At 75.5% G+C, this 21,723-nt stretch carries 18 protein-coding genes and 1 pseudogene; 9 read left to right on the top strand and 10 right to left on the bottom strand.

Annotated elements, in window-relative coordinates:
* Positions 1–51 precede the first annotated feature (51 nt).
* Complete coding sequence (locus MRBLMG1_RS07130) at positions 52–537, top strand: Lrp/AsnC family transcriptional regulator (protein WP_367821838.1); 486 nt, start codon at positions 52–54, stop codon at positions 535–537.
* An 81-nt stretch (positions 538–618) separates the two neighbouring features.
* On the top strand, positions 619–1,245 hold the full coding sequence (locus MRBLMG1_RS07125; protein ID WP_367821836.1) for a DinB family protein: 627 nt from the start codon (positions 619–621) through the stop codon (positions 1,243–1,245).
* A gap of 45 nt (positions 1,246–1,290) precedes the next feature.
* Here the strand turns inward: MRBLMG1_RS07125 and MRBLMG1_RS07120 are convergent, their stop codons facing one another.
* The gene (locus MRBLMG1_RS07120) at positions 1,291–3,351 is read right to left on the bottom strand and encodes a SpoIIE family protein phosphatase (RefSeq protein ID WP_367821834.1); all 2,061 of its coding nucleotides are present in this window, start codon (positions 3,349–3,351) and stop codon (positions 1,291–1,293) included.
* A 280-nt stretch (positions 3,352–3,631) separates the two neighbouring features.
* On the opposite strand from MRBLMG1_RS07120, the gene MRBLMG1_RS07115 reads away from it, so the two are divergent.
* Positions 3,632–5,140, top strand: coding sequence for a hypothetical protein (locus MRBLMG1_RS07115; RefSeq protein WP_367821832.1), 1,509 nt, complete (start codon positions 3,632–3,634; stop codon positions 5,138–5,140).
* 53 nt (positions 5,141–5,193) lie between these two features.
* On the top strand, positions 5,194–6,816 hold the full coding sequence (locus MRBLMG1_RS07110; RefSeq protein WP_414721505.1) for a serine/threonine-protein kinase: 1,623 nt from the start codon (positions 5,194–5,196) through the stop codon (positions 6,814–6,816).
* On the opposite strand, the gene MRBLMG1_RS07105 is transcribed toward MRBLMG1_RS07110, so the two are convergent.
* The gene (locus MRBLMG1_RS07105) at positions 6,798–9,872 is read right to left on the bottom strand and encodes a helix-turn-helix transcriptional regulator (RefSeq protein ID WP_367821828.1); all 3,075 of its coding nucleotides are present in this window, start codon (positions 9,870–9,872) and stop codon (positions 6,798–6,800) included. The two genes, MRBLMG1_RS07110 and MRBLMG1_RS07105, sit on opposite strands and share 19 nt — an antisense overlap.
* A gap of 173 nt (positions 9,873–10,045) precedes the next feature.
* Positions 10,046–10,531 (bottom strand): DUF2000 family protein, encoded by a 486-nt coding sequence (locus MRBLMG1_RS07100; protein WP_414721503.1) that lies wholly within the window; start codon positions 10,529–10,531, stop codon positions 10,046–10,048.
* On the opposite strand from MRBLMG1_RS07100, the pseudogene MRBLMG1_RS07095 reads away from it, so the two are divergent.
* The 3 genes and pseudogenes from MRBLMG1_RS07095 to MRBLMG1_RS07085 form a co-directional block, all read left to right on the top strand.
* Positions 10,530–11,318 (top strand): annotated as a pseudogene (locus tag MRBLMG1_RS07095) (AraC family transcriptional regulator); the annotation flags it as partial. The gene MRBLMG1_RS07100 and the pseudogene MRBLMG1_RS07095 overlap by 2 nt on opposite strands.
* Positions 11,269–12,273, top strand: a complete 1,005-nt coding sequence (locus tag MRBLMG1_RS07090; protein WP_414721502.1) for an NADPH-dependent F420 reductase — start codon at positions 11,269–11,271, stop codon at positions 12,271–12,273. The pseudogene MRBLMG1_RS07095 and the gene MRBLMG1_RS07090, both read left to right, overlap by 50 nt.
* Before the next feature lie 83 nt (positions 12,274–12,356).
* Positions 12,357–12,953 carry a TetR/AcrR family transcriptional regulator gene (locus MRBLMG1_RS07085; RefSeq protein ID WP_367821824.1) on the top strand — a complete coding sequence of 199 codons (597 nt, stop codon included), beginning with the start codon at positions 12,357–12,359 and terminating at the stop codon, positions 12,951–12,953.
* Here MRBLMG1_RS07085 and MRBLMG1_RS07080 read toward each other — a convergent pair.
* Positions 12,940–13,536, bottom strand: a complete 597-nt coding sequence (locus tag MRBLMG1_RS07080) for an isochorismatase family protein (protein ID WP_367821822.1) — start codon at positions 13,534–13,536, stop codon at positions 12,940–12,942. The genes MRBLMG1_RS07085 and MRBLMG1_RS07080 overlap by 14 nt on opposite strands.
* 130 nt (positions 13,537–13,666) lie before the next feature.
* On the opposite strand from MRBLMG1_RS07080, the gene MRBLMG1_RS07075 reads away from it, so the two are divergent.
* Positions 13,667–14,215, top strand: a complete 549-nt coding sequence (locus MRBLMG1_RS07075) for a hypothetical protein (protein ID WP_367821821.1) — start codon at positions 13,667–13,669, stop codon at positions 14,213–14,215.
* A 108-nt stretch (positions 14,216–14,323) separates the two neighbouring features.
* On the opposite strand, the gene MRBLMG1_RS07070 is transcribed toward MRBLMG1_RS07075, so the two are convergent.
* The 6 genes from MRBLMG1_RS07070 to MRBLMG1_RS07045 all read right to left on the bottom strand — a co-directional run bounded on the left by MRBLMG1_RS07070 (position 14,324) and on the right by MRBLMG1_RS07045 (position 20,584).
* Positions 14,324–15,232: a hypothetical protein gene (locus tag MRBLMG1_RS07070; RefSeq protein WP_367821820.1), complete on the bottom strand. Its 909-nt coding sequence runs from the start codon at positions 15,230–15,232 to the stop codon at positions 14,324–14,326.
* Positions 15,229–16,431 (bottom strand): DUF2306 domain-containing protein, encoded by a 1,203-nt coding sequence (locus MRBLMG1_RS07065; protein ID WP_367821818.1) that lies wholly within the window; start codon positions 16,429–16,431, stop codon positions 15,229–15,231. Before MRBLMG1_RS07065 ends, MRBLMG1_RS07070 begins: the two co-directional genes overlap by 4 nt.
* 94 nt (positions 16,432–16,525) lie before the next feature.
* Positions 16,526–17,041, bottom strand: a complete 516-nt coding sequence (locus tag MRBLMG1_RS07060; RefSeq protein WP_367821816.1) for a PadR family transcriptional regulator — start codon at positions 17,039–17,041, stop codon at positions 16,526–16,528.
* Between the two features lie 129 nt (positions 17,042–17,170).
* Complete coding sequence (locus tag MRBLMG1_RS07055) at positions 17,171–17,614, bottom strand: STAS domain-containing protein (protein ID WP_367821814.1); 444 nt, start codon at positions 17,612–17,614, stop codon at positions 17,171–17,173.
* A 142-nt stretch (positions 17,615–17,756) separates the two neighbouring features.
* Entirely contained in the window at positions 17,757–19,046 is a 1,290-nt protein-coding gene (locus tag MRBLMG1_RS07050) for a sialidase family protein (protein ID WP_367821812.1), read from the bottom strand.
* A gap of 125 nt (positions 19,047–19,171) precedes the next feature.
* Positions 19,172–20,584, bottom strand: coding sequence for an aminopeptidase P family protein (locus MRBLMG1_RS07045; protein WP_367821810.1), 1,413 nt, complete (start codon positions 20,582–20,584; stop codon positions 19,172–19,174).
* 148 nt (positions 20,585–20,732) lie between these two features.
* Between MRBLMG1_RS07045 and MRBLMG1_RS07040 the strand changes: the two genes are divergently transcribed.
* Positions 20,733–21,716: a LuxR C-terminal-related transcriptional regulator gene (locus tag MRBLMG1_RS07040; RefSeq protein WP_367821809.1), complete on the top strand. Its 984-nt coding sequence runs from the start codon at positions 20,733–20,735 to the stop codon at positions 21,714–21,716.
* Positions 21,717–21,723 lie beyond the last annotated feature (7 nt).

Below are 21,723 nucleotides of genomic sequence, written 5' to 3'. Positions count from 1 at the left end.
GTTCGGAGCGGTTCGGGCGAGGCGAGCAGGGACAGAGGAGGCCGGCGGACGATGGCGGTGGACGAGCTCGACACCAGGATCCTGCGGTTGCTCATCGAGCAGCCGCGGACGAGCGTGCGCGAGTACGCGCGGATCCTGGGGGTGGCGCGGGGCACCGTGCAGGCCAGGATCGACCGTCTGGAGCGGGACGGGGTGATCACGGCGACCGGGCCGGTCCTGTCCCCGGCCGCGCTCGGGCACCCGGTGCTGGCGTTCGTGCACGTCGAGGTGACGCAGGGGCACCTGGACGAGGTCGGCGACGCGCTCGCCGGCGTGCCGGAGATCGTCGAGGCCTTCTCCATCACCGGCGGCGGCGATCTGCTGACCCGGGTGGTGGCGCGGGACGCGGGGCACCTGGAGGACGTCATCCAGCGGCTCATCCGGCTGCCGGGAGTGGTCAGGACCCGCACCGAGATCGCCCTGCGCGAGCGGGTCGCGCACCGGTTGCTGCCGCTCGTCGAGGCGGTAGGACGGGGGTCGGGAACCGCCCGACCGTGAACGCCGGGAAATTCGGGGGCGGTCGGACACGGCGTGTGGCAGGGTACGAGCGCCCTACTGCCGTCCGATCCGGAGCGCCTGATGTCCGTACCCGCCCGACTCGCCCCCCTGCTCGCCCAGTTCGACTTCGCGCGGCAGCGGCTCACCGACCGGATGGCGGGCCCGGTGATGGACAGCGGGAACGGCACGGAGGTGCAGGTCGGTCCGATGACCGACGCGGAGTACCTCTGGGAGCCGGGGCCGGGTTGCTGGTCGGTCCGCCGGCACTCCGACGGACCGGGGCCGGGCGCGACCCTCCTCGTGGGCGCGGGTGAGTTCGGCCGGGACACGACGCCGCCGCCGCACCCCGAGCCGGCGCCGTTCACGACGATCGCCTGGCGGCTCAGCCACCTCGCCGAGATGCTCGCGCTGCGCGCCGACCACACGAACGGCAGCCGCCGTCTGACCCGCGACGACTACGATGTCAGCGGGGACGTCGCCACCGCCGTCAAGGCCTTCGACACCGCCGCCGACGCCTGGCGGGACGCCCTGCTGTCCGCCGACGACACCGCCCTCGACACCGTGGGGCACTGCACGTACCCGCACGGCGGCGACCCGGAGGAGCTCTTCCTCGACGTCGTCTGGTGGATGAACCAGGAAGTCCTGCACCACGGCGCGGAGATCGCCCTGCTCAGGGACCTGTACCGGCTCGGGCGAGCGGGAGCCTGACCCACCGCCCCTCCCCGTGGGGCAGTTGGGCCTGCGTACGCGGGCTCAGCGGGTCCTACGGGCGATCAGCATCGCCACGTCGTCCTGGGCGGGTCCCGCGAGGAGCCGCCCGAGGACCTCGTCGCACAGCGTGTCCAGTGGCCGGCCGACGGGCCGCAGTGCCTGGGCCAGTTGGCTCATGCCCTGGTCCAGGTCGCGGTCGCGGGCCTCGATCAGGCCGTCCGTGTAGAGGACGAGCAGTCCGCCCTCGGGCAGGCTGACCTCCTCCGTGCCGAAGTCGTGGGCTCCGGTGCCGAGCGGGGTCCCCGGCGGGCCGTCGAGGAAGGTGACGGTGCCGTCGGGGGTGGCCACGGCCGGCGGCGGGTGGCCCGCGCGGGCGATGACCCAGCCGTCGGCGGCCGGGTCGTGGACCGCGTAGACGCAGGTCGCCATCTCGTCCTCGCCCAGGTCGGCCACGACGGCGTCGAGCGAGCTGAGCATCCGGGCCGGCGGGATGTCGTGGCGGGCCAGGGTCCGCACCGCGGTGCGGAGTTGGCCCATGACGGCCGCCGCGTGGATGCCGTGCCCCATGACGTCGCCGATGACCAGGCCGGTCCGGCCGCCGGGCAGGGCGATGACGTCGAACCAGTCGCCTCCGACGTCATGGGCGCTCGCGGGCAGGTAGCGGCCGGTGAGTTCGAGCCCGGTGACGTCCGGGAGTTCGCTGTTGGTGAGGCTGCGCTGGAGGGTGATCGCCGCCTCCCGCTGGGTGGTGTAGAGGCGGGCGTTGTCGATGTTGAGGGCGGCGCGGGCGACGACCTCGTCGATGAGGACGCAGTCCTGCGTGTCGAACGGCTCACGGGTCCGCAGCCGGGTCACGGTCACCGCGCCGAGCACCTGCCCGCGGGCCACCAGGGGCACCAGGCGCGCCGAGCCGATGCGGGTGGCCAGATAGGTGCGGAGCGCCTCGGTGCGGGGGTCCGTGAAGAGCTCCGGGAGGTCGGTCGAGTAGAGGTTCGTCGGCCGTCCCCGGAGGACGACCTGCTCGTACACCGAGTCGAGCGGGATCTGGAAGGTCTGCCCCGGGGCGAGGAGGGACGTCGGCGCGGTCGGGTCGGGGAAGCGGGCCGCGAGCCGCCGGAGGACCCCCCGGGTGGAGGCCGCCGGATCGTCCGGTTCGAGGACGGACTCCAGCATCTGTACGTCGGCGGAGTCGGCGAGCTGGGGCACGAGGAAGCGGACCGCCTCCTCGGCCGTCTGCTTCAGGTCGAGCGTCGTGCCGATGCGGGCGCCGGCCTCGGCGAGGAGGGCGAAGCGGTGCCGGGCCCGCTCGACCTCGATGTGCGCCTCCTGGCTCTCGGTGATGTCGACGAGGGAGGCGATGAGCCCCAGGGACCGGCTGTCCTTCCGGTCGAGGAGCGGCGCGTACGAGCAGGACCAGATGTGGTCCCGGCCGGGGTCCGCGGGAGTACGGCCCACCCGGCGGGCGTCGACGACGGCGGTCCCGCTGTGGAGGACCTGGCGCATCAGCGACTCCAGCGAGGCGGCGTTCACCCCCGGCACGACCTCCGTGAGGCGGCGGCCCACGTGCTCCGCCGCCGGCATCCCGTTCATCCGGGCGAGGGTGTCGTTCACCCGCAGGAAGCGCAGGTCGGGGCCGAGGAGCGCGAGCCCGATCGGCGACTGGGTGAAGAGGCTCTCCATCGCCGCCAGGTTCTCCCGCATCCGCAGGACCTCGGAGGTCTCCACCGCGATCAGCATCGCGCCGGGCCGCCCCTGCGGGTCGGCGGCGGGCACGATCCACATCTCCATGGCGATCGTGTGGCCGTCCCGGTGCCGCACCGGCAGCGTGCCGACCATGGTCTCGCCCGCCTGGACACGGTCCGTGAGCCGTTCGGCGAGCTCACGGTTGGCGTCGGGAACGAGGAGCGGGGCGGCCAGCCGGCCGAGCACGTGCTCGGGACGGTGTCCGAGGAGGTCCTGGGCGGCGAGCGACCACTCGACGATCCGGCCGTCGGCGTCCTCCCGCCACAGGGCGATCGGCAGCAGCTCGCGGAGCACGCCCGCGTCCCCGACGGCCGCCCGGGGCGGCTGCGGAACCCTGCTCGACGACTGGTGAGTCTCCAACGCATCGACCTACGCATCGGCCTGGCCCCAGGGGGCGCAATCCCTGTCGATTCACCCTAGCCGAGACACCGGCGGCGGGCCCTGCGCAGTGCGGCCGATCGATGGAGCGCGCGGTTCCGTAGTTCTACGGATGTGCGGAGCCGAGCGGGCCTGCGAGAGTCGGTCCGACCTCTGCGTAGGCCCCGGTCCGGGGCCGTACGCGGGCCCGCGTCCCCCATCCGTTCCCGGCCCCGTGGCCGTATCCGTGCTGCCCCGCCCCCCTTTCCCCGGAGCGCTCCGCATGACCAGCCGCTCGCCTGACGAGGTCCGCCTCGGCGTGCCGCCGTACGGCCGGGGGCCCGGCGCGGGCGGCGGCCCGGAGGACCCTCGCGGCCTGCTGCACCGGGCCCGGCGGCTGACCGCCGAGGGGCACCCCGCGGCGGGCGGGGCGTGGGAGCGGGCGGCGGCGGCCCTGCGGCGCGCGGGTGGGACGATCACGCCGGGGGATCACGCGGACGCCCTGGACTCGACCGCGCTCGACTGCGGGGGCAGGGCGCGGCCCGCGGCCGGTCCGCTGTTCTCCTGGGCGGCCGAGTTGCACGAACGGGCCGGGCGGCCCGGCAAGGCGCTGGTCTCCCGGGCGCGGGCGGTGCTGGCGGGCGAGGCCGTGGGGGACGCGGCCCGCGTCGAGCTCACGGGGCTGTGCGAGCGGGCCGCCGGCCTGTACCGGAGCGGGCGGGCCGGCGTCGCGCAGGCCACGACCGTGTTCCTGCTGCGTGCCAGGGCGCGCGCCGATCTCCTCGACACCGCGCCCGACCCGGCGGCCGGGGCGGCGGGGCTGCGCGAGGAGCTCGGGCGGCTGATCGCCTTCGCCGCGCCGCACCGGTCGGACCCCGCCGTTCCGGGCCCGCTCTCCGACGTCCGCTGTCTCCTGGGCCGGCTCACCGCGCCCGACGACCCGGCCGCGGCCCTCGTCCACCTGAGGGCCGCCGTGGCGGGCCACCGCTCCGGGGGACGGCCGTGGGGCGCCGTGGAGTCCGAGTTGCTCCTCGCCGGGGTGCTGCGCTCCACCGGCGCCCGCGCGGAGGCGGCCGCGCTGCTCCGCTCCGCCCTTCCGTCCGACGGCTCCGGCACCCCGCTCCGCGGCGGCGACCGGGCCCGTCTCTGTCTCGCGCTCGCCCGGACGGTCGAGGGCGTGCGCGGGGCCGGTGGCGCACCGGGCGGGCGGGGCGGGCTGCCCGCGGAGGTGCCGCTCCTCACGGAGGCGGTCCGGCTGACCGGCGGGGCGGCGGTGGATCCGTGCCTGGGCGCGCTCGCCCGGTTGCGGCTCGGCTGCGTGTACGCCGGGGCCGGACGTCTCCGGGAGGCGGCGGCCCTGCTCGAAGAGGCCCTGTCGGGGTTCACGGCGGACGGCGACGAGGCGGCGCTCGTCCGGGCGGGGGCCTGGCTGGCCCACTGCGCGCTGGGTCTGGGCGATCCCGGGCGGGCCGCGCGGGAGTTCGCGGTGGCGGCGGCGCGGGCCGGGCGGTGGGAGGATCCTCGGCACGCCGAGGCCCTCGGCCGCCGGGCGGCGCACGCGCGTGCCGCCGCCGGGACGGCGGAGCAGGGTGCCGCCGGGTCGGCGAAGGAGGGTGCCCCCGCCGGTGAGGTGGACGGCTCCGGTGGGTACGGTCCGTGGTCGGCGCTGTGCGGGCTTCCGGAGCCGTACGGGCCGCCGGGGAGCTATCAGGTGAACGTGTACGGCGACGTGGGCTTGTCCGGGCCGGACGCCGGAGTCGCCGCGAGGACCCGAGTACAGAGGTGCGTGTGAACAGAGTGATCGACGGCCGCTTCGAGCTGGTGGAGCGGCTCGGCGGCGGTGGCATGGGAACGGTCTGGCGCGCCCGCGACCTGGCGCTCCACCGTGACGTGGCGGTGAAGGAGGTCCGTCCTCCCGACCCCGCGATGGCCGAACACGACACCGAGGGCGCCCGGACGCTGCGCGCCCGGGTGCTGCGCGAGGCGCGTGCCCTGGCCCGGATCGACCACCCCAACGTGGTGACGATCCACCACATCGTGGACGCGGGCGAGGGAACGTACCCGTGGATCGTGATGGAGCTCGTCACCGGCGGTTCGCTCCAGGACCGGCTGGACCGGGGCACGATGACCCCCGGCGAGGCGGCCGGGCTCGGCCGCGAGCTGCTGTCGGCCCTGCGCGCCGCCCACGAGCGGGACATCGAGCACCGCGACGTGAAGCCCGCCAACGTCCTGCTGCGGCCGGACGGCCGGCCGGTGCTCACCGACTTCGGCATCGCGGCGATCCGCGAGTCCACCGCCCTGACCGCGTCGGGCTCGATCATCGGGTCGCCGGACTACATGGCCCCCGAGCGGATCCGGGGCGGCACGAGCGGGCCGGCGGCCGACCTGTGGTCCCTCGCCATGCTCCTGTACGTCGCCGTCGAGGGCCGCCACCCCCTGCGCCGCGAGAACACCCTCGCGACCCTCGCGGCCGTCCTCTCCGACGACGTGCCCCCTCCGCTGCGGGCCGGCCCGCTGACCGGCGTGCTCGAAAGCGTGCTGGTGCGCGACCCGTCGGCGCGCCCCGACGTGGAGGCATTCGACCGGGCACTCGCCGCCGTCGCGGCGGCGGATCCGACGGCGCGTCAGGAGGCGGCCGGAGCAGGGGACGCGGTACGACCGCCCGCGGACGCGGCGCGGTACCCCGGACCTGTGGCCCCGGGCGGGGCGGGCCGCGGAGCGGGGACGGGGGACGCGACCTCGTTCCATCTGGCGCCCCCGTCGCCGCCGGTGCCCGTCACGGCTCCCGCAGCGGCGCGGACCACCGGCGGGCGGCGCGGCGGGCGGCGGTTCCTGCGCGCCGCGGCCGTGGTGGTCCTCGTCGTCGGCATCCCCGTCGGAGCGATGGCCTGGGACTGGAAGCCGGGTGAGAAGGGAGACGGGCACACCGCCGCTCCTCCCGCGCAGTCGGGCCCGTCGGCCGGGCGGACGTCGGCCTCCGCCACACCGGCGAAGACGCCGACGACCCGGGAGCCGCGCGATCTGCTGACCCCCGACGGGATCCGGGCGGCCGTCGCCGCGGTGCAGGCGGCCACGGGCGGAGCCAAGGTGACCGGCTTCGTCGTGTACCCGGAGTACGCGGTGGCCGAGGCGGTCGTCAAGGGCAGTACGAAGCGCTACGACCGGTACGTCTACCGGGGCGAGGACGTGGCCGTGAAGGAGGGCCCCGGCGGCACCGCTTTCCCCGGCACGGTGCCGACCGACCTGGACGCCTTCGACTGGGACGTCCTGCCGGCGCTCATGAAGCGCGCCGACAAGGACCTGGGGGTCGACGAGCCGACGAGCCGCTATCTCGTCGTCAACCCGCCCTCGACCCTCCTCGGCAGCGGTCCCGGACTGAGCGTCTACCTGTCCGACTCGTACGGCTCCGGCTATCTCAAGGCCGACGCGAAGGGCCGGGTGATCACCACCTATCCGCGCGAGAACTGACCGCCTCCCGTCCCGGCCCGCACCACCAGCGAGGCGAGACCGGCCCTGGTCTCCACCCCCGTCTTGCGGTAGACCCGGGCGACGTGGCTCTCGACCGTGCGCGGGCTGAGACAGAGCCGGTCGGCGACGGCCTGGTTGGTGAGCCCCTCGGCGACCAGGGCCGAGATCTCCCGCTCGCGCGGGGTGAGGACGGCGAGCCGCCCCCCGGCGGCGCCCTCCGGCGCGGCCGGCCGGGTGCGGTCGGCCAGGTCCACCAGCATCCGGGCCCCGCCCTCGACGGCGAGTCGGCGGCCTCTTCGCCACACCGCGGCGGCCTGCGGTCCGTCGCCCGCCGCGTGCAGTTCGGGGGCCGCGAGCAGCAGGCTGTGGGCCTCGCGGACGGCGGCGCCCGAGCGGGCGCTCTCCCGCGCCGCGTCGATGAACGCCCGGGCGGCCGCGGCCGGTTCACCCCGCTGGGCGAGGACCCGGCCCAGGGCGCGCTGGGCCGCACCCCGCTGGACGGGCAGGCCGAGCCGGTCCGCCTCGGTCAGGGCGAGCCGTGCCGCGCGCTCGGCCTCCGCGGGGTCGCCGGCGGCGAGGGCCGCGCCGGCGAGGAGTTCGAGGTAGCCGGGCCTCAGCGAGGGCTGGAGCCGGGAGAGGTCCCGGTCGCCCCCCGCCCGGAGCAGCACCTCCCGCACCCGGTGCGGGTCCTGGGCGAGCGGGACGCTGTAGCCGAGCAGGCAGCGGGCCTGGGTGGCCCACCATCCGTCCGCCGTCCCCACGGTGGCGGCGGCCTCCTCCGCCGCGGCCAGCGCCTCGGGGTCGCCGAGGGGGCGCGCGTGGAGGAGGACCGTGGCTCTCATCGCCCGGCTGAATCCGAGGAGTTCGGCGCCGCCGAGGGCGCGGGCCACGGCGACCGACTCGTCCGCCAGGTCGAGCGCGGCACCGATGCGGCCGGTCAGGAAGTGGACGTACGCCGAGCACAGGAGGAGCTGGGACAGCGCGAAGGGGCGGCCTGCGCGGCGTGCCATCCCGACGCCCCGGGTGGCGTGGCGTTCCGCCGCCCCGTACTGCTCCAGGAAGACCTCGGACCAGCAGAGGCGCACCAGCGACTCGGCGTGGCCGGCCAGCGCTCCGTCGGTGAAGGCGTCGGTGAGCGCGGCGGCCTCCGCTGCGTGGACGCGGGCGGCGGCGGTCTCCCCCTCGTACACCTCGCCGAGTGCGGCCAGGGTCAGGACCTCGGCCGTGCCGGGCTCGTCACCGCGCCCCCGGGCCTCGTCGAGGGTGCCCGCGACGAGGGGGCGCACCTCCGGGTAACGAGCGGCGAAGAGGGCGCGGCATCCCCATTCCACGACGAGCCAGGTCCGCAGGTCGGACCGGGGTCCGGGGGTTCGCTCCAGCTCGCGGCGGAGGAGGACGTCGGCCTCGGGGTAGCGGCCGAGGTGCCGCTCCATGAAGGCGCAGAGGAGCACGGCGGAGGTCCGCAGCTCGGCCGTGGCGGCGGAGTCGTCGCCGTCGCCGCGGCGCGCGTCGGCGGGGTCTTCGCCCGGCCCGCGGCGCGCGTCAGCGGGATCGTCGTCCCCGCCGCGGCGCTCGTCAGCAGAGCCGTCGTCCCCGCCGCGGCGCGCGTCGGCGCGTCCGCCGCCGTGGCCCCGGTCGGCGTGTCGGTCGGGGCGGCAGGAGTCGATGAGCCGGTGGAGGAGGTCCCGGCTCTCCGCGACGCGGCCGGCCGATCCCAGGGCGCGGGCCCGTCGGAGCATCAGGTCCCGCCGGGCGGCCCGGTGTTCGGGGGTGTCGGGGAGCAGGTCGAGGACGGCCGCGAGCCAGGCGGCGGCGCGCGCGGGGTCGGCGGCGCCGATCAGGTCGGCGGCCTGGACCAGTTCGGCGGCGGTGGCCGGGTCCCATGCGGTGGTGGCCCGCACGAGGTGCGGGGCGCGTTCGGTCAGAGGGGCGCCGGCTTCGGCGAGGGCGGTCGCGGCCCGCCGGTGCAGTTCGCGGCGCCGCCAGGGGTCGAGCGCGCCGCTCACGAGTTCCGGCAGGGCGGGGTGGCGCAGCCCGAGGCGGCGTCCGTGCTCGTCGTGCCGGACGAGGTCGCGGCGGGCGAGTGCTCTCAAGGCCCCGTCGACGTCCTCCCGGTCCATGCGGTGGGGGGCGGCCGGGGCGACGGCCGCGACCAGTTCGGGCGTCGCCCGGTCGCCGAGTACGGCGACGGCCTCGACGACGGCCCGTTCCGCCGGGCCGAGCGGGGTGAGTTCGTCGAGGAGCACCGCCACCGGTCCGGTCCGGGCCGCCTCGCCCCGGGAGGTGCGCGCGACGGCGAGCGCCCGGTAGTAGAGCGGGACGCCGAGGCTGGCGCGGTGGACCTCCCGTGCCGCTTCGGGCGGCAGTCCGGGGGCGAGTACTTCGGCGCACTCCTGCGGTCCCAGCGGCCCGAGGGCCAGCGGGGAGGCGGCCCCCGCGTCTGCGGCGCGCGCGAGGACCGACGCGAGGTCGGGCGGCGTCTGGCGTTCCCTGCGTGCCAGCACGAGCAGGACAGGGGCCCGGCTCGGATGCCGCAGGAGGTGGTCGACGAGCTCCACGGAGGCCGGGTCCGCGCCGTGCAGGTCGTCGAGGACGAGCACGAGCCCGGGGTCCGCGACCCGCCCGAGGGCGGCGGCGATCCGGCGCACGTGGTGCGTCCGTCGGGTCGGGTGGTCGTCGGTCGCCGCCGCTCCCTCCGGGGCCGGGTGGAGGAGCGGTTCCACGAGGTCGGCGAGGGCGGCGAGGGCCGGTGCCGCGGCGCGGTCCCGGTGGTCGAGGTCGGCGAAGGCGTCGGCGAACACGTGGAAGGGGGCGCCGGGATCCGCGCCGGGCCCGGAGCGGCCGTGCAGGACGATCGTGCCGCGGCGGCGGGCGCGTGGCGCGAACTCGGCGAGCAGGCGGGTCTTGCCGATGCCCGGGTCGCCGGTGACGTCGACGGCCACCGGGCCCTCTCCCCCGGCCCGGTGGCGCAGCAGCGCGTCGAGCCGGTCGAGCTCCCGGGTCCGCCCGACGAGGGGCGCGCGGCCGGCGCACCCCCGGTCCCCGAATGTCTCCACGTACCAGTCCCCCTCGTACGGTCGTACGTCCTGCGGTGTACCGTCCCGCTTTTCCCCGGTTCCAGTTGTACGGCACGCCACCGACAGCGGGGCCGCCTGTTCACGGCGAGGGGTTTCGGCGCGGCTACGGCCGGTGACGGTCAGCGCCGGGGCAGGGGGTTCCGGCGCGGTCGTCAGGGGTGCATGCGGGCGCCCTTGAGGACCTTGTCGACGGCGTTGCGCGGCCCGTGGACGGCGATTCCGGCGAGGTCGAGGTGGTCGGTTCCCACGGCGCGTACGGCCGCCCGGTTGTCGCGGTCGTTGCCGGTGGTGAAGAGGTCGGTCGTGAAGACCGACCGGGGCAGCGAGCGGGAGAGGGCGCGGGCGTGGGCGGCGGTCAGCGTCTCCTTGGTCCCCTCGAAGACCAGGACGGGCTGGCGGAACATGGGCAGGTACGGGACGCCGTCGGCGTCGGCGTACGGTTCGCCGATCACCTCGGGGAGTTGCGAGCCGAGGCCGCTGACCAGGAACGCGGTGACGTTGAGCCGCTGCCAGGTCTCCAGGTCCTCGCGGAGCAGTACGGCGATCTTGGTGTCGAATCGGACGGGCGCGGTATCGGTGGTCGTCATGGTCCGAGAGTGCCGACCGGGCCCCCGCGCCGTCTTGTACATTCTTTGCATGCCCGCCAGGCAAGAGGTCTCGGCGTGGCGGCCGCACGTGCCGGGGGTCGTGGAGGTCTTCCACGCGCACTTCACCGAGCACGCGTACCCGATGCACGTCCACGACGTGTGGACGCTGCTGATCGTCGACGACGGCGCCGTCCGCTACGACCTGAACCGGCGGGAGCGCGGCACTCCGGACGACACCGTGTCGCTGCTGCCGCCGCAGGTCCCGCACAACGGCTCCCCCGCCACCTCGCGCGGCTTCCGCAAGCGGGTCCTCTACCTGGACCTGAGCCAGCTGGACGAGAGCTTCATCGGTCCGGCGGTGGACGGCCCCGACCTGATCGACCCGCTGCTGCGGCGGCGCGTCGGGCAGCTGCACACCGCGCTCGCGGACCCCGGCGGCGCGCTGGAGGCGCAGAGCAGACTGGCCCTGATCGGCGAGCGGCTGCGCGACCACCTGCGGCCCCGGCTCGTGGCCGCCGCCCGGCCCGCCGATCCCGGCGTGGCCCACGACCTGCGGGACCTGCTCGACGAACGGCTCCCGCAGGGGCTGTCCCTGGACGAGGCCGCGGGGCTTCTGCACGCCCACCCCGCCCATCTGGTGCGGGCGTTCAGCGGAGCCTTCGGCATCGCGCCCCACCAGTACCTGACGGCCCGCCGGCTCGACCGCGCCCGACGCCTGCTGCTCGACGGCCGGGCGCCCGGCGAAGTCGCCGCCGCGACCGGCTTCTACGACCAGTCGCATCTCACGCGTGCGTTCAAGCGCCTGGTGGGCACCACTCCCGGGCGCTTCGCCCGGGAGAACACCGGCGGGGTGCCCGTACCGCCGCCCGGCGGGGTGCCCGTGTCGACGACCGGCGGGTCGCCCGTACCGCCGACCGGCGAGGTGCCCGGGCCGCCGACCGGCGGGTCGCCCGGGTCGACAACTGCCCACGCCTCACCGGCCGTCGGGGCCGAGATCGGGACGGGCCGGAATCCGGGCGCTCGAACCGGGAATCGCCGGAGCCCCGTCGCGGGTTGACCGGACGTACCCCGAGGAAGCCGGCTCGGGACGAGGTCCATCGGAACGGCCGGCCGGAGCAGAAGGAAGCACCATGAAGATCGGCATCATCGGCGCCGGCAACATCGGCGGCAACCTGACCCGTCGCCTCACCGCCCTCGGGCACGAGGTGTCCGTGGCCAACTCCCGCGGCCCCGAGAGCCTCGGCGCGCTCGCCGAGGAGACGGGGGCGACGCCGGTCGCCGCCTCCGAGGCCGCGCGGGGCGCCGAGGTGGTCGTCGTGACCGTCCCGCTGAAGAACGTGCCCGACCTGCCGTCCGGGCTGTTCGACGGCGCCGCCGACGGGTTGGTCGTCATCGACACCGGCAACTACTACCCCCGGGAGCGCGACGGCCGCATCGCCGCCATCGAGGACGACGGTGTGACGGAGAGCCGCTGGACCGAGCGCCAGATCGGCCACCCGGTGGTCAAGGCGTTCAACGGCACCTACGCGCAGGACATCCTCGACCGGCCGCTCCCGGCCGGCGACCCGGGGCGGCTCGCCCTGCCGGTGGCCGGGGACGACGCGGCGGCGAAGGAGCGGGTACGGCTCCTCATCGACGAGCTCGGCTTCGACACCGTGGACGCGGGCGGCATCGACGACTCGTGGCGCCAGCAGCCGGACACCCCGGTGTACGGGCTCCGCGAGGGCGTGGACGCGGTGAAGAAGGCCCTCGCCGAGGCCTCGCCCGAGCGCCCCGAGGGCTTCCGCGGCTGACCTCGGGCTCCGGGAGGGGACTTCCCCGTTACTGGATTCCGCGTCCAATTACGGGGAGTCACCCCTGCATTAGGGTGTCCGGCATGTCCCCCAAGCAGCAGCGTGGCGAGGCCACGGTCGAGCGCCTGCTGACTGCCGCCCTGCGGGTGTTCGCGGAGTCCGGCCGGCAGGGCTTCACGGTGAACGCGGTCTCGGCGGCGAGCGGCGTCAGCCTCGGCAGTCTGTACCACCACTTCGGCAGCTTCGACGGCCTCGCCGCCGCCCTGTACATCCGGTGCACGGAGCGGTTGTGCGGCGAGGTCGTCACCGCCCTGGCCCGCGCGAGGACCGCCCGCACCGGGGTGCGCGCGGTGATCTCCGCGTACCTCCGGTTCACCGAGGAGCACCCGGACGCGGCGCTGTTCCTCCACGCCTCGGCGTGCTCGGGCTATCTGGTCGCCCATGCCGACCGCATCCGGGAGGCGAGGGAGCCGCTGCTTGCCGCGATCGGGGCCTGGATGCGGCCGCGCGTCGAGGCGGGCGAGATCGCGCCGATGCCCGGGCCGGTGATCGAGGCCCTGGTGATCGGCCCGGCGGCGGAGACCGCCCGCCGCTGGCTCGCCCGCACGCACGACGTCGACCTCGCCGAGGCCGCGCGCATCCTGCCGGACCGCGTCTGGCGCTCGCTCAGCGCGGAGTGACCGCCGGGGGCGCGGTGAACGTGACCGCGGCGGCGGGCAGGGTGACCTCGGCGTCGCTGCCGAGGGCGTAGGCGGCGACGCGGGAGACCGTGGCCGCCGGAACGAGCTCGCTGACCCCGGGCACGGCGGGGCAGTCCTGGGTGGCGTGCGCGTCGTGCGGCACGACGACCCGGTATCCGCGCGCCAGGGCCGTACGGGCCGTCGCCTGGACGCACATCTCCGACATGACGCCGCAGACGGCGAGCGCCCTGACCCCCGCGTCGCCGAGCACGCCGCCGAGCGGGGTCCCGTGGAAGCCGTCGTCGCGGGGCTTGCGGATCACCGTCTCCCGCGGGCCGGGCTCGACGGGATGGTGCAACTCCCAGCCCGGCGTGTGGGGTTCGTCCTCCGAGCCGGGCGGGCCGTCGTTCTGGAGGTGGACGACGAGCGCACCCGCCCCGCGGGCCCGGGCGATCAGGTCCGCCGTGCGGTCGACGAGCCGGGCGGCCGCGGGCACGGCCCCGTCCCCGGTGACGAACGCCGACTGCACGTCCACGACGATCAGGGCGTCCACGGGCTCCACGGGTTCCACGGGCTGGGTCATCCGACCATCATCACGCCTCCGGCCCTCCGCCGCCACGGAGTTCCGGCGCCGCGACCGGCCGAAATGCCCCGGCGCGCGCTCCGTGCCGCGGGTTAGCCTGGCGCCGACCAGGAGTACCGGCGGGGTGGGGATGACAGGCATGGAAACGTCCGAGTGGTGGGAACTGCTGCCGGCCGGGATACGCGAACAGGTCGACGGTTACGTCCTCCAGGACGCCCGCATGCGCGCGGTCCGTGCCGTCCTCGAGGTCGGTCGCGCCCGCGGTCTGGGAATCCACGACGCCGAACTCGTCGTCCACCACCGCTATCTGCACCACGGCGACCGGGTCGCCCGCACCCCCGACAGCCCGCTCGACCAGGAGTCCCTGGCGGCCCGCGCCGCCGGCTGCCCGGGGCGGGTCGTCGCGATCGAGGCGGTGTGGGACGGCGACACCGTGCACGACTGGTTCGTGGAACTCCTCGCGATCACCGACGGGCCCGCCGGGGAGCGCACCCTGGCAACGATCCACCACGGGACGGCCGTACGGCACCTGGGCGACGGCGGCGCGCGGACGCCGCGCCACCCGTCGGCCGTCGTCGCGGAGGAGGTGGGCCGGACCCTGGCCGCCGGCCTGGCCGTGCCCTTCCATTTCGCGAGCCCGGACACCCCGGACGACGGAGCCCCGCGCTGGCGCCCCTGAGCACGGCGCGGAAGCCGCCGGCACCCGCCGGGTGCTCGTAGCGCCCCGGCGCCCTCAGGTGCGTGTCGCGCTCCGGCTCCCGTCAGCTGCCGGGGGCTCCTCCTCCCCTCAGGTGCCCTCGGCGCTCCGGCGGCCGGCCCGGGACAGGAGCCACTGTCCCGAGATCCCGGTGGCGAACAGGCCGGTGACCAGGGCCGCCAGGGAGATCCCGGGGCCCGACGCCCAGTCGACGGAGCCGGCGTGCACGGCGAGGACGACCGCCGTGGCGAGGGCGACGGCGGGGACGGCGCGGAGGGCGGGGCGGGTGCGGGCGAGGTCGTCCTCGGCGAGGGAGGCGAGGACGCCGACGCCGAGGGACAGCGCCCAGACCCCGAGGCCCTGCGCGTCGGCGCGGTTCACCGTCCAGGGGAGCAGTGGGCCCCAGAAGTCGGGGAAGGCGAGGAGGCCCGCCCCGATGCCGAGCCAGGCGGAACCGAGGACCGCGAGCGGGGGCTTGGACCAGCCGGGCAGCGGCGCGGCCGGACGGGCCGGTGTGCCGCCGGTGTCGTTTCCCGTGTCCGGTTCCCCGGCCCCGCGTACGGGCCGGAGCGGCTTGCGGTACTGCGCGGCGAGGCAGCCCACGGCCGCGAGGGCGAGGGCGCCGAGGGTGGCGACCCAGCCGAGGCTGAACAGGGCGAGGAAGATCGGGCCGCCGTGGAAGGCCTGGAGGCTGTCGGCGTTCAGCAGGCTCACGGCGAAGAGCCCGACGAGGACGGTCGCGAGCGGCAGCGCGAGGCTCCGCACCTCCTCCCAGACGCGGGCCCGGCCGATCGTGAACAGCGCGGGTGCCACGCCCAGCATGGCCGCGCCGACGAGTCCGGGGCTCAGCGCCTCCGGCGACACCCAGGCTCCCGCGCGGTAGCCGAGGACGCTCGTCGCGGCGAGCAGCCCGCCGACGGCGAGGCTGATGCCGCCGACGACGCCGCTCAGGATGACGACGGCGGGCGAGAGTTCCCGGCCTTCCATCGTGTCGCTCATGCCTGTCGTCCTTCCGTGGCGGTGGCGGGGGTCGCCGGTGCGCCCTCGGCCGGGCGGGTCGGCAGGTCGGCGAACGCCTGGCGGCGCTTGAGGAGTTCACGGGCGTGCAGGACGCGGAGGCTCACCACCGTGACGGCGGCGTAGGCGAGCATGCCGCCGCCGATGCCGACGCCCGCGATCAGGGCCGTGGGCCGGTCGAGGCCCATGGAGCGTTCTAGTACGGGCACGGTCACCGCGGAGAACGCGGGGGCCAGGCAGAGGGCGGCGAGGTGGAGTCGCCATTCCTCGCGCGCCCAGTGCCCGCGGGACCGGACCGCGCGTACGGCAACGACGGCGTACGTCACGGCGTACGGGACGAGGTAGGCGACGAGCAGGCGCCGTCCCGCGGTCCCGCCGTCGAGGAACGCGGCCGCGATCCAGCCGAGGCCGGCGGCGCCCGCGAGGTGGGCGGCCGCCTGGACGGGCGCGGGGCACCAGGTGCCGGTCAGGCCGGGGACGGTGTCGCGGCGGTCGAGGGCGCGGGAGGCGAGGAGCGCGCCGAAGGCCACGAGCGAGCCGAGGTGCATGATCGCGACGCGGTTGATGTCGAGGATGCCGAGGCCGGGGTAGAGGGAGGGGAGGAAGCCCCATTCGAGCCGCAGCAGCGGGGCGGTCATGAGGAAGCCGTAGCAGAGCAGCAGCCAGCGCTGGTGCAGGTCGGGGAAGCCCCGGAGGGCGGCGAGGACGCCGAAGGTCACGCTGCCGACCGTGCCCACGAGGATCGTGGCGAGGACGATCCAGAACGCGGCCCCGCTGAAAGCCTGTTCCGGCGGGGTGCGGACGAGGTAGAGCGCGGCGCCGGCCATCGACGCGTACACGGTGACCGCGAAGACAGTGCCGGTGATCCGGTGCAGCCGGATGCGGCGGCGCACGGCGGACAGCAGCTGCACCGGGCCGAGCAGCATGAGGAGGCCGCCCAGGACGGAGTGCACGATCAGCGGGAGCGGGCTGCGCCCGTACGGTCCCATCCGGTCCCGCACGGCCTCGGCGACGAACTCCGGGGACACGGAGCGGCCGAGGATCCACTCGCCGATTGCCGGGGCCCCGGGGCTCGCGTAGGGCCAGAGTTCGGTCATGGCGATCGGCGCGTACGCCAGGCAGACCACCGTCACCGCGACGGTGGCGGCCCGGCCCCACCTCGTGCTCGTCGGACGCCCCACGGTGGTCCCCCTCCTCCGCACCCGCATAGTCCTGTCTGGACTATGGAGGAACGTAGGGCGGGGCCGGGACGAGGTCAACCGGTCGGTAACGAACTCAGGGTTCGCGGCGCTCGACCCACTGCCAGAAATCGACCATCATCCGCTCATAACGGATGCCGAACTCCAGCGCCTCGCGCTGCCCCCGGGTCAGCAACTCACCCACGTCCCCGGCCAGTTCCTCGTATCCGTCGAGGGTCCTGCGGTGCTCCTCCAGCTGGACCGGGGCGTGCACCCGGGGGCTCGCGCCGAACCACAGTTTGAGGATGCCGCGTTCGCGGGCCTCGACCGGGACGAAGGAGGGGTCCGCGAGCCAGCCGCGCAGGGCCTCCGCACCCTCCTCGGTGAGCCGCATCAGGCGCCGGTTCCGGCCGCCCGTCTGCCGGACCTCCGACAGGAGCCCCGCCTCCAGGAGCCGGTCGCACTGGGCGTAGACCTGCGCGTGCGGCATCGACCAGAACGGCGCCACGGTCCGCGCCGCCTCGACCTTCACGTCGTACGGGCTGGCCTCACCCAGCTTGTCGATGATGCCGAGCACGAGGAAGGAGGGCGTGGTCAACCGGACTTCAGACATGCCGCCGACCGTACCGCGCTGTCCGGCCGAAGTCCCTGGTGAGGCGACCATCCGCCACCCCCGCCCGTCATGAAACCGCCACGTGCGCGCGGCCGGCCGGGAGCCCCTCGCGGCGACCGCCCGCCACCCCTACGGGACGCGCCCCGCGGCGCCGGGCCCCGACCATCCGGGCCCGACGGAGGGCGCGGGGACCACGGGGAACGGCGGGAACGCGGAGTCCGGCTGCGCCGCGGGCCCGTCCGGCGGCGCGACCTCCGGGCGGAGCAGCTCGCCGAGCCCGCTCAGGCGGATGAGCCGGAGGATCCAGGGCTGGTCGCAGAGGAGTCGCCAGCGGGTGCCACGACGATGGGTGCACCCGGCGCAGTGGGCGAGGAGGCCGAGCCCGGTGGCGTCGCAGAAGGTGAGGCGCCGGATGTCGACGGTCAGGGCGTCGGACTCCCGCACGAGGGCGTCGAGCTCGGGCCGCAGGTGCCGCACCAGGACGAGGTCGAGCTCACCGCGGAGCGCGGCGACGGTGACACCGTCGGTCGAGCGGACGACGAGGTACGGGTCGTGACGGGGGATCAGCTGCATCGGACGCTCCACAGGGTGGCTCCATGTGTCACGTCGAGGGTGGCCGCGCCCCGCAATGAAGGGACGTTTCGCCTTGACCGCAATCACCTGAATCGGTGAACTCGCCACCCTTTCGGCCCCGCCCGCACACCCGAATCCCGAACTAGCGCTCGCTCTCCGGCATCCCGCTCGCGCCGATCGGCATCCCGGCCGCGCCGATCGGCATCCCGCTCGCGCCGATCGGGATCCGCCGGAACTCGACGGTCTCGTAGGGGCTCGCGGTCCCGGTCTCGTGGAGGAGCCCGACCGTTCCCCCGTCCAGGCGCACCAGGTCCGAGTAGGCGGCCTTCCGCCGGGAGAGGACGAGCGCCCGGCGGAACGTCCGGCCGCCGTCCGTACTGCTCCACAGGGCCGGGTCCGCGCGGTCGGTCGGTACCGAGGGGGCCGAGAAGAGCAGGGTGCCGTCCGCCCCGCCGACGTACAGCAGGCTGCCCTGCACCACGGGGACGCCGTCCAGGCTGCGCTGGGGCGCGAAGGGGCGCGCGAGGGTGGCGCCGCCGTCGTCCGACACGGCGTCGGCCCGGTTGCCCGGGTCGGTGCCGAGCTGGTCGCGCGAGCTGAAGTAGAGGCTTCCGTCGGGGAGTTCGGCGACGGCGGACTCGTTCGTGTTGACGAGACCGTCGTAGGTGTCGTCGACGAAACCCAGGCGCCAGGTCCGCCCGCCGTCGTCGCTGAGGAGGGCGTGCGCCCCGTAGTGGCGGGGCTCGCGGCCGGTGTCCCCTGAGCCCGGGGCCGGCGGCGCGGAGTGGTTCGCGGGGACGACGAGGCGGCCGGCGTGCGGGCCCCGGGTCAGGGCGAGGGCGTGGCCGGGGCCGGTGGCGTACCACCGCCACCCGGGTCGCTTCACGGACGCCGTGATCTCTCGCGGCGCGGAGAAGGTCCGGCCGTCGTCGGAGCTGCGCTGGACGAAGACCCGGCGGCCCCGCGCGGCGGGGCCCCCTCCGCTCAGGATCCGCGCTTCCGTGGCCTCCCCGCCGTTGTACGAGCTGACGAGGACCACGTCGCCGGAGCGCGGGTCGACGACCGGCGCGGGGTTGCCGCGGGTGTCGCCGGCGCCGTCGGCGGCGACCGACTGCGGCCCCCAGGTGCACCCGCCGTCCTCGGACCGCCGCACCACGATGTCGATGGCGCCGCTGTCCCCGCCGCCGCCGACCCGGCCCTCGGCGAACGCGAGCACGGTGCCGGCCCGGGTCCGCACGACGGCCGGGATGCGGTAGCCCGCGTAGCCGCCCGTGCCGGAGGCGTACGGGACGGACGACGTACAGCCGGCGCCGGGCCCCGCACGGCCCGGCGCCGGTTCCCCCCGTCCGGATGGTCCGGTGCGGGCCGCGGCGAGCAGCGCCGCCGCGGTCACGACGAGCGCCGCGACCACGCCCACGGCCGCACGTCTCACGGGTCCTCCTGCCGCTCCACCGCTGTTCCGCCGGTCGAAGGTCGCCGCCGGAGGAGGCGGCGACCTGAACGCGGGGACAACGCCGGGTTCCGCGCGGGCGAAACCCGTGGACGTCCTCCGGGGCGTCAGCCGGCGAACCGGGCCATCCACGCCTCGACGTCGTCCGAGGACCGCGGCAGGCCCGCCGACAGGTTCTCGTGGCCGTCGTCGGTGACCAGGAGGTCGTCCTCGATCCGGACGCCGATGCCGCGCCACTCCTCGGGCACGGTCAGGTCGTCCGGCTGGAAGTACAGGCCGGGCTCGACGGTGAGGACCATGCCCGGTTCGAGGGCGCCGCCGACGTACTCCTCGGTGCGGGCCTGCGCGCAGTCGTGGACGTCGAGGCCGAGCATGTGGCCGGTGCCCGCCATGGTGAAGCGGCGCTGGAGGCCGAGCTCGTAGGCGCGGTCGACGGGGCCCTCGATGAAGCCCCACTCGACCAGTCGGGCGGCCAGGTGGCGCTGGGAGGCCTCGTGGAAGGCGCGGTACGGGGCGCCGGGCTTCACCGCGGCCATGCCGGCTTCCTGGGCCTCGTACACCGCGTCGTACACCTGGCGCTGCACGGGGCTGAAGGTGCCGCTGATGGGGAGGGTGCGGGTGACGTCGGCGGTGTAGAGGGAGTGGGTCTCCACGCCGGCGTCGAGCAGGAGCAGCTCGCCGGGGCGCACCGGGCCGTCGTTGTCGGTCCAGTGCATGATCGTGGCGTGCTCGCCGGCGGCACAGATCGAGCCGTATCCGACGTGGTTGCCCTCCAGACGGGCCCGGCGGAAGAACGTGCCCTCGATCCACCGCTCGGACGAGGCGACCGCCCGGGACAGCTCGCCGACGCAGTCGGTGAAGCCGCGGACGGTGGAGTCGACGGCCTTGCGCATCTCGCCGATCTCCCACGCGTCCTTGACGAGCCGGAGTTCGCTGAGCGTGCCGTCCAGTTCGGTGTCGCGCTCCTCGTCGGTGGTGACGGCGGCTTCGAGGGCGGCGTCGACGCCCCGGACGATCCGGGTGGGCACGCCCGCGCCGGCGGCCAGGTCCTCGGCGAGGGAGCGGACGTCGCGGCAGGCGACGCCGAGGACGACCTCGGACTCGGCGAGGGTGCGGCGGCGGCCCATCCACAGCTCCGCCGTGTAGCCCATCCAGAACTCGTCGCTGTCCCGGCTGTCGCGGGGCAGCTGGTAGCAGTAGGCGTCGTGGCCGCCGTCGGCGCGGGGTTCGAGGACGAGGGCGCAGTCGCGGGCCTGGTCACCCGTCATGTGCACGTAGCCGGAGTACGCGCGGAAGGGGTACGTGTCGTCGTTGGAGCGGGTCTTGAGGTTGCCCGACGGGATCACCAGGCGCTCGCCGGGGAAGCGGGCGGAGAGCTCCGCGCGGCGGCGGGCCGCGTGCGGGGCCTGCTCGTCGGCTTCGAGATCGTGCCGCTCGGTGTCCGCCCAGCCGGTCCTCATGAGGGCGGAAAGCTCCTCGGAGACGCCGTTGTAGAGGCCGTTCTTGCGACCCTTCGCCACGTCCTGCACCTTCTTCCGGGTGAGTTCTCAGGCCACCGGTGGTCGGTGGCATCCGGACGGTACTGCGCCGCGCGGCCGCCGGGTGCCCAGGACCGCCAGTGGCACTGATCGGCCACATCGGGGGTGGTGGGGGACGATAATGCGGTCCATGGCGAACGCGAAGCTCAGTGAGGCGCTCCGGCTGCTGGGGATCGGTGACGAGGCCGGCCGGGTCTATCTGAAGCTCCTCGAACTCGGTCCCGCGCCGCTCGGCGCCATCGGGTCAGCAGCCGGTCTGACGGGCGCGGGGCTCGCGGCGGCGTACCGGGAGCTGGTCGACGCCGGTCTGGCGAGCGCCGCCGAGGAGGGGACCGAGGTGGTGGCGCCGGTGCCGCCGGCCGCCGGTCTGGAGATCCTCGGCCGGCACCGGGCGGCCGAGCTCGACGAGTCCCGGATCACCGTCGGCGGGGCGTTCGAGACGTTCCGGCGGCAGCGGCTCGCCTCGCACGGCGACCACCTCGTGGAGATCGTCACCGGGGACGCCGTGGGGCTCCGGATGCGTCAGGCGTGGACGAGCGCGCGCGAGCAGATCCGGCAGCTGGACTCGCCGCCGTACTTCCCGCTGCCGGGCGCCACCGAGGACGCGCTGGCGACGCTCGCCCGGGGGGTGACGCAGCGGGTCGTGTACTCGCGTGAGTCCCTGGAGGTCCCGGGAAACCTGGAGGCGGCGATCGAGCCGTGCATCGAGGCCGGGGAGCAGGCCAGGGTCCTGCCGTCGGTTCCGGTGAAGCTCGTGATCATCGACGAGGCGTACGCGATGGTGTCCCTGTCGATCAAGGAGTCGGACGTCCACAACACCATGCTGGTGGTCCAGCCGTGCGGGCTGCTCTCCGCGCTCGTGGCCCTTTTCGAGCAGGCCTGGCAGAGCGCGCTGCCCTTCCACGGCCGCACCACCCGGCCCGCCGGGCTCCTGCCGGCGGACCGCCGCCTGCTGCGCCTGCTCGCGGGCGGCGCGGCCGACGAGGTCATCGCCCGCGAGCTCGGCGTCAGCCGCCGTACGCTCTTCCGCCGCATCCAGGTCCTGATGGCCAGGCTCGGCGCGACGAACCGGTTCCAGCTGGCGCTCCAGGCCCAGCGCTCCGGCTGGCTGTGACCCGGAG

Origin of the sequence: Streptomyces sp. LMG1-1-1.1 (assembly GCF_040815545.1) — a bacterium.
Classification (GTDB): Bacteria; Actinomycetota; Actinomycetes; order Streptomycetales; family Streptomycetaceae; genus Streptomyces.
This window is presented reverse-complemented; position numbering and strand designations above follow the sequence as displayed.

What these genes read in the sequence shown, in the direction of transcription:
- MRBLMG1_RS07075 (WP_367821821.1), top strand. Translation starts at nt 13,667, where the DNA reads ATGACAGGCATGGAAACGTCCGAGTGGTGGGAACTGCTGCCGGCCGGG.
- MRBLMG1_RS07130 (WP_367821838.1), top strand. Translation starts at nt 52, where the DNA reads ATGGCGGTGGACGAGCTCGACACCAGGATCCTGCGGTTGCTCATCGAG.
- MRBLMG1_RS07125 (WP_367821836.1), top strand. Translation starts at nt 619, where the DNA reads ATGTCCGTACCCGCCCGACTCGCCCCCCTGCTCGCCCAGTTCGACTTC.
- MRBLMG1_RS07115 (WP_367821832.1), top strand. Translation starts at nt 3,632, where the DNA reads ATGACCAGCCGCTCGCCTGACGAGGTCCGCCTCGGCGTGCCGCCGTAC.
- MRBLMG1_RS07040 (WP_367821809.1), top strand. Translation starts at nt 20,733, where the DNA reads ATGGCGAACGCGAAGCTCAGTGAGGCGCTCCGGCTGCTGGGGATCGGT.
- MRBLMG1_RS07070 (WP_367821820.1), bottom strand. Translation starts at nt 15,232, where the DNA reads ATGAGCGACACGATGGAAGGCCGGGAACTCTCGCCCGCCGTCGTCATC.
- MRBLMG1_RS07100 (WP_414721503.1), bottom strand. Translation starts at nt 10,531, where the DNA reads ATGCAAAGAATGTACAAGACGGCGCGGGGGCCCGGTCGGCACTCTCGG.
- MRBLMG1_RS07080 (WP_367821822.1), bottom strand. Translation starts at nt 13,536, where the DNA reads ATGACCCAGCCCGTGGAACCCGTGGAGCCCGTGGACGCCCTGATCGTC.
- MRBLMG1_RS07055 (WP_367821814.1), bottom strand. Translation starts at nt 17,614, where the DNA reads ATGCAGCTGATCCCCCGTCACGACCCGTACCTCGTCGTCCGCTCGACC.
- MRBLMG1_RS07085 (WP_367821824.1), top strand. Translation starts at nt 12,357, where the DNA reads ATGTCCCCCAAGCAGCAGCGTGGCGAGGCCACGGTCGAGCGCCTGCTG.
- MRBLMG1_RS07110 (WP_414721505.1), top strand. Translation starts at nt 5,194, where the DNA reads ATGGGAACGGTCTGGCGCGCCCGCGACCTGGCGCTCCACCGTGACGTG.
- MRBLMG1_RS07060 (WP_367821816.1), bottom strand. Translation starts at nt 17,041, where the DNA reads ATGTCTGAAGTCCGGTTGACCACGCCCTCCTTCCTCGTGCTCGGCATC.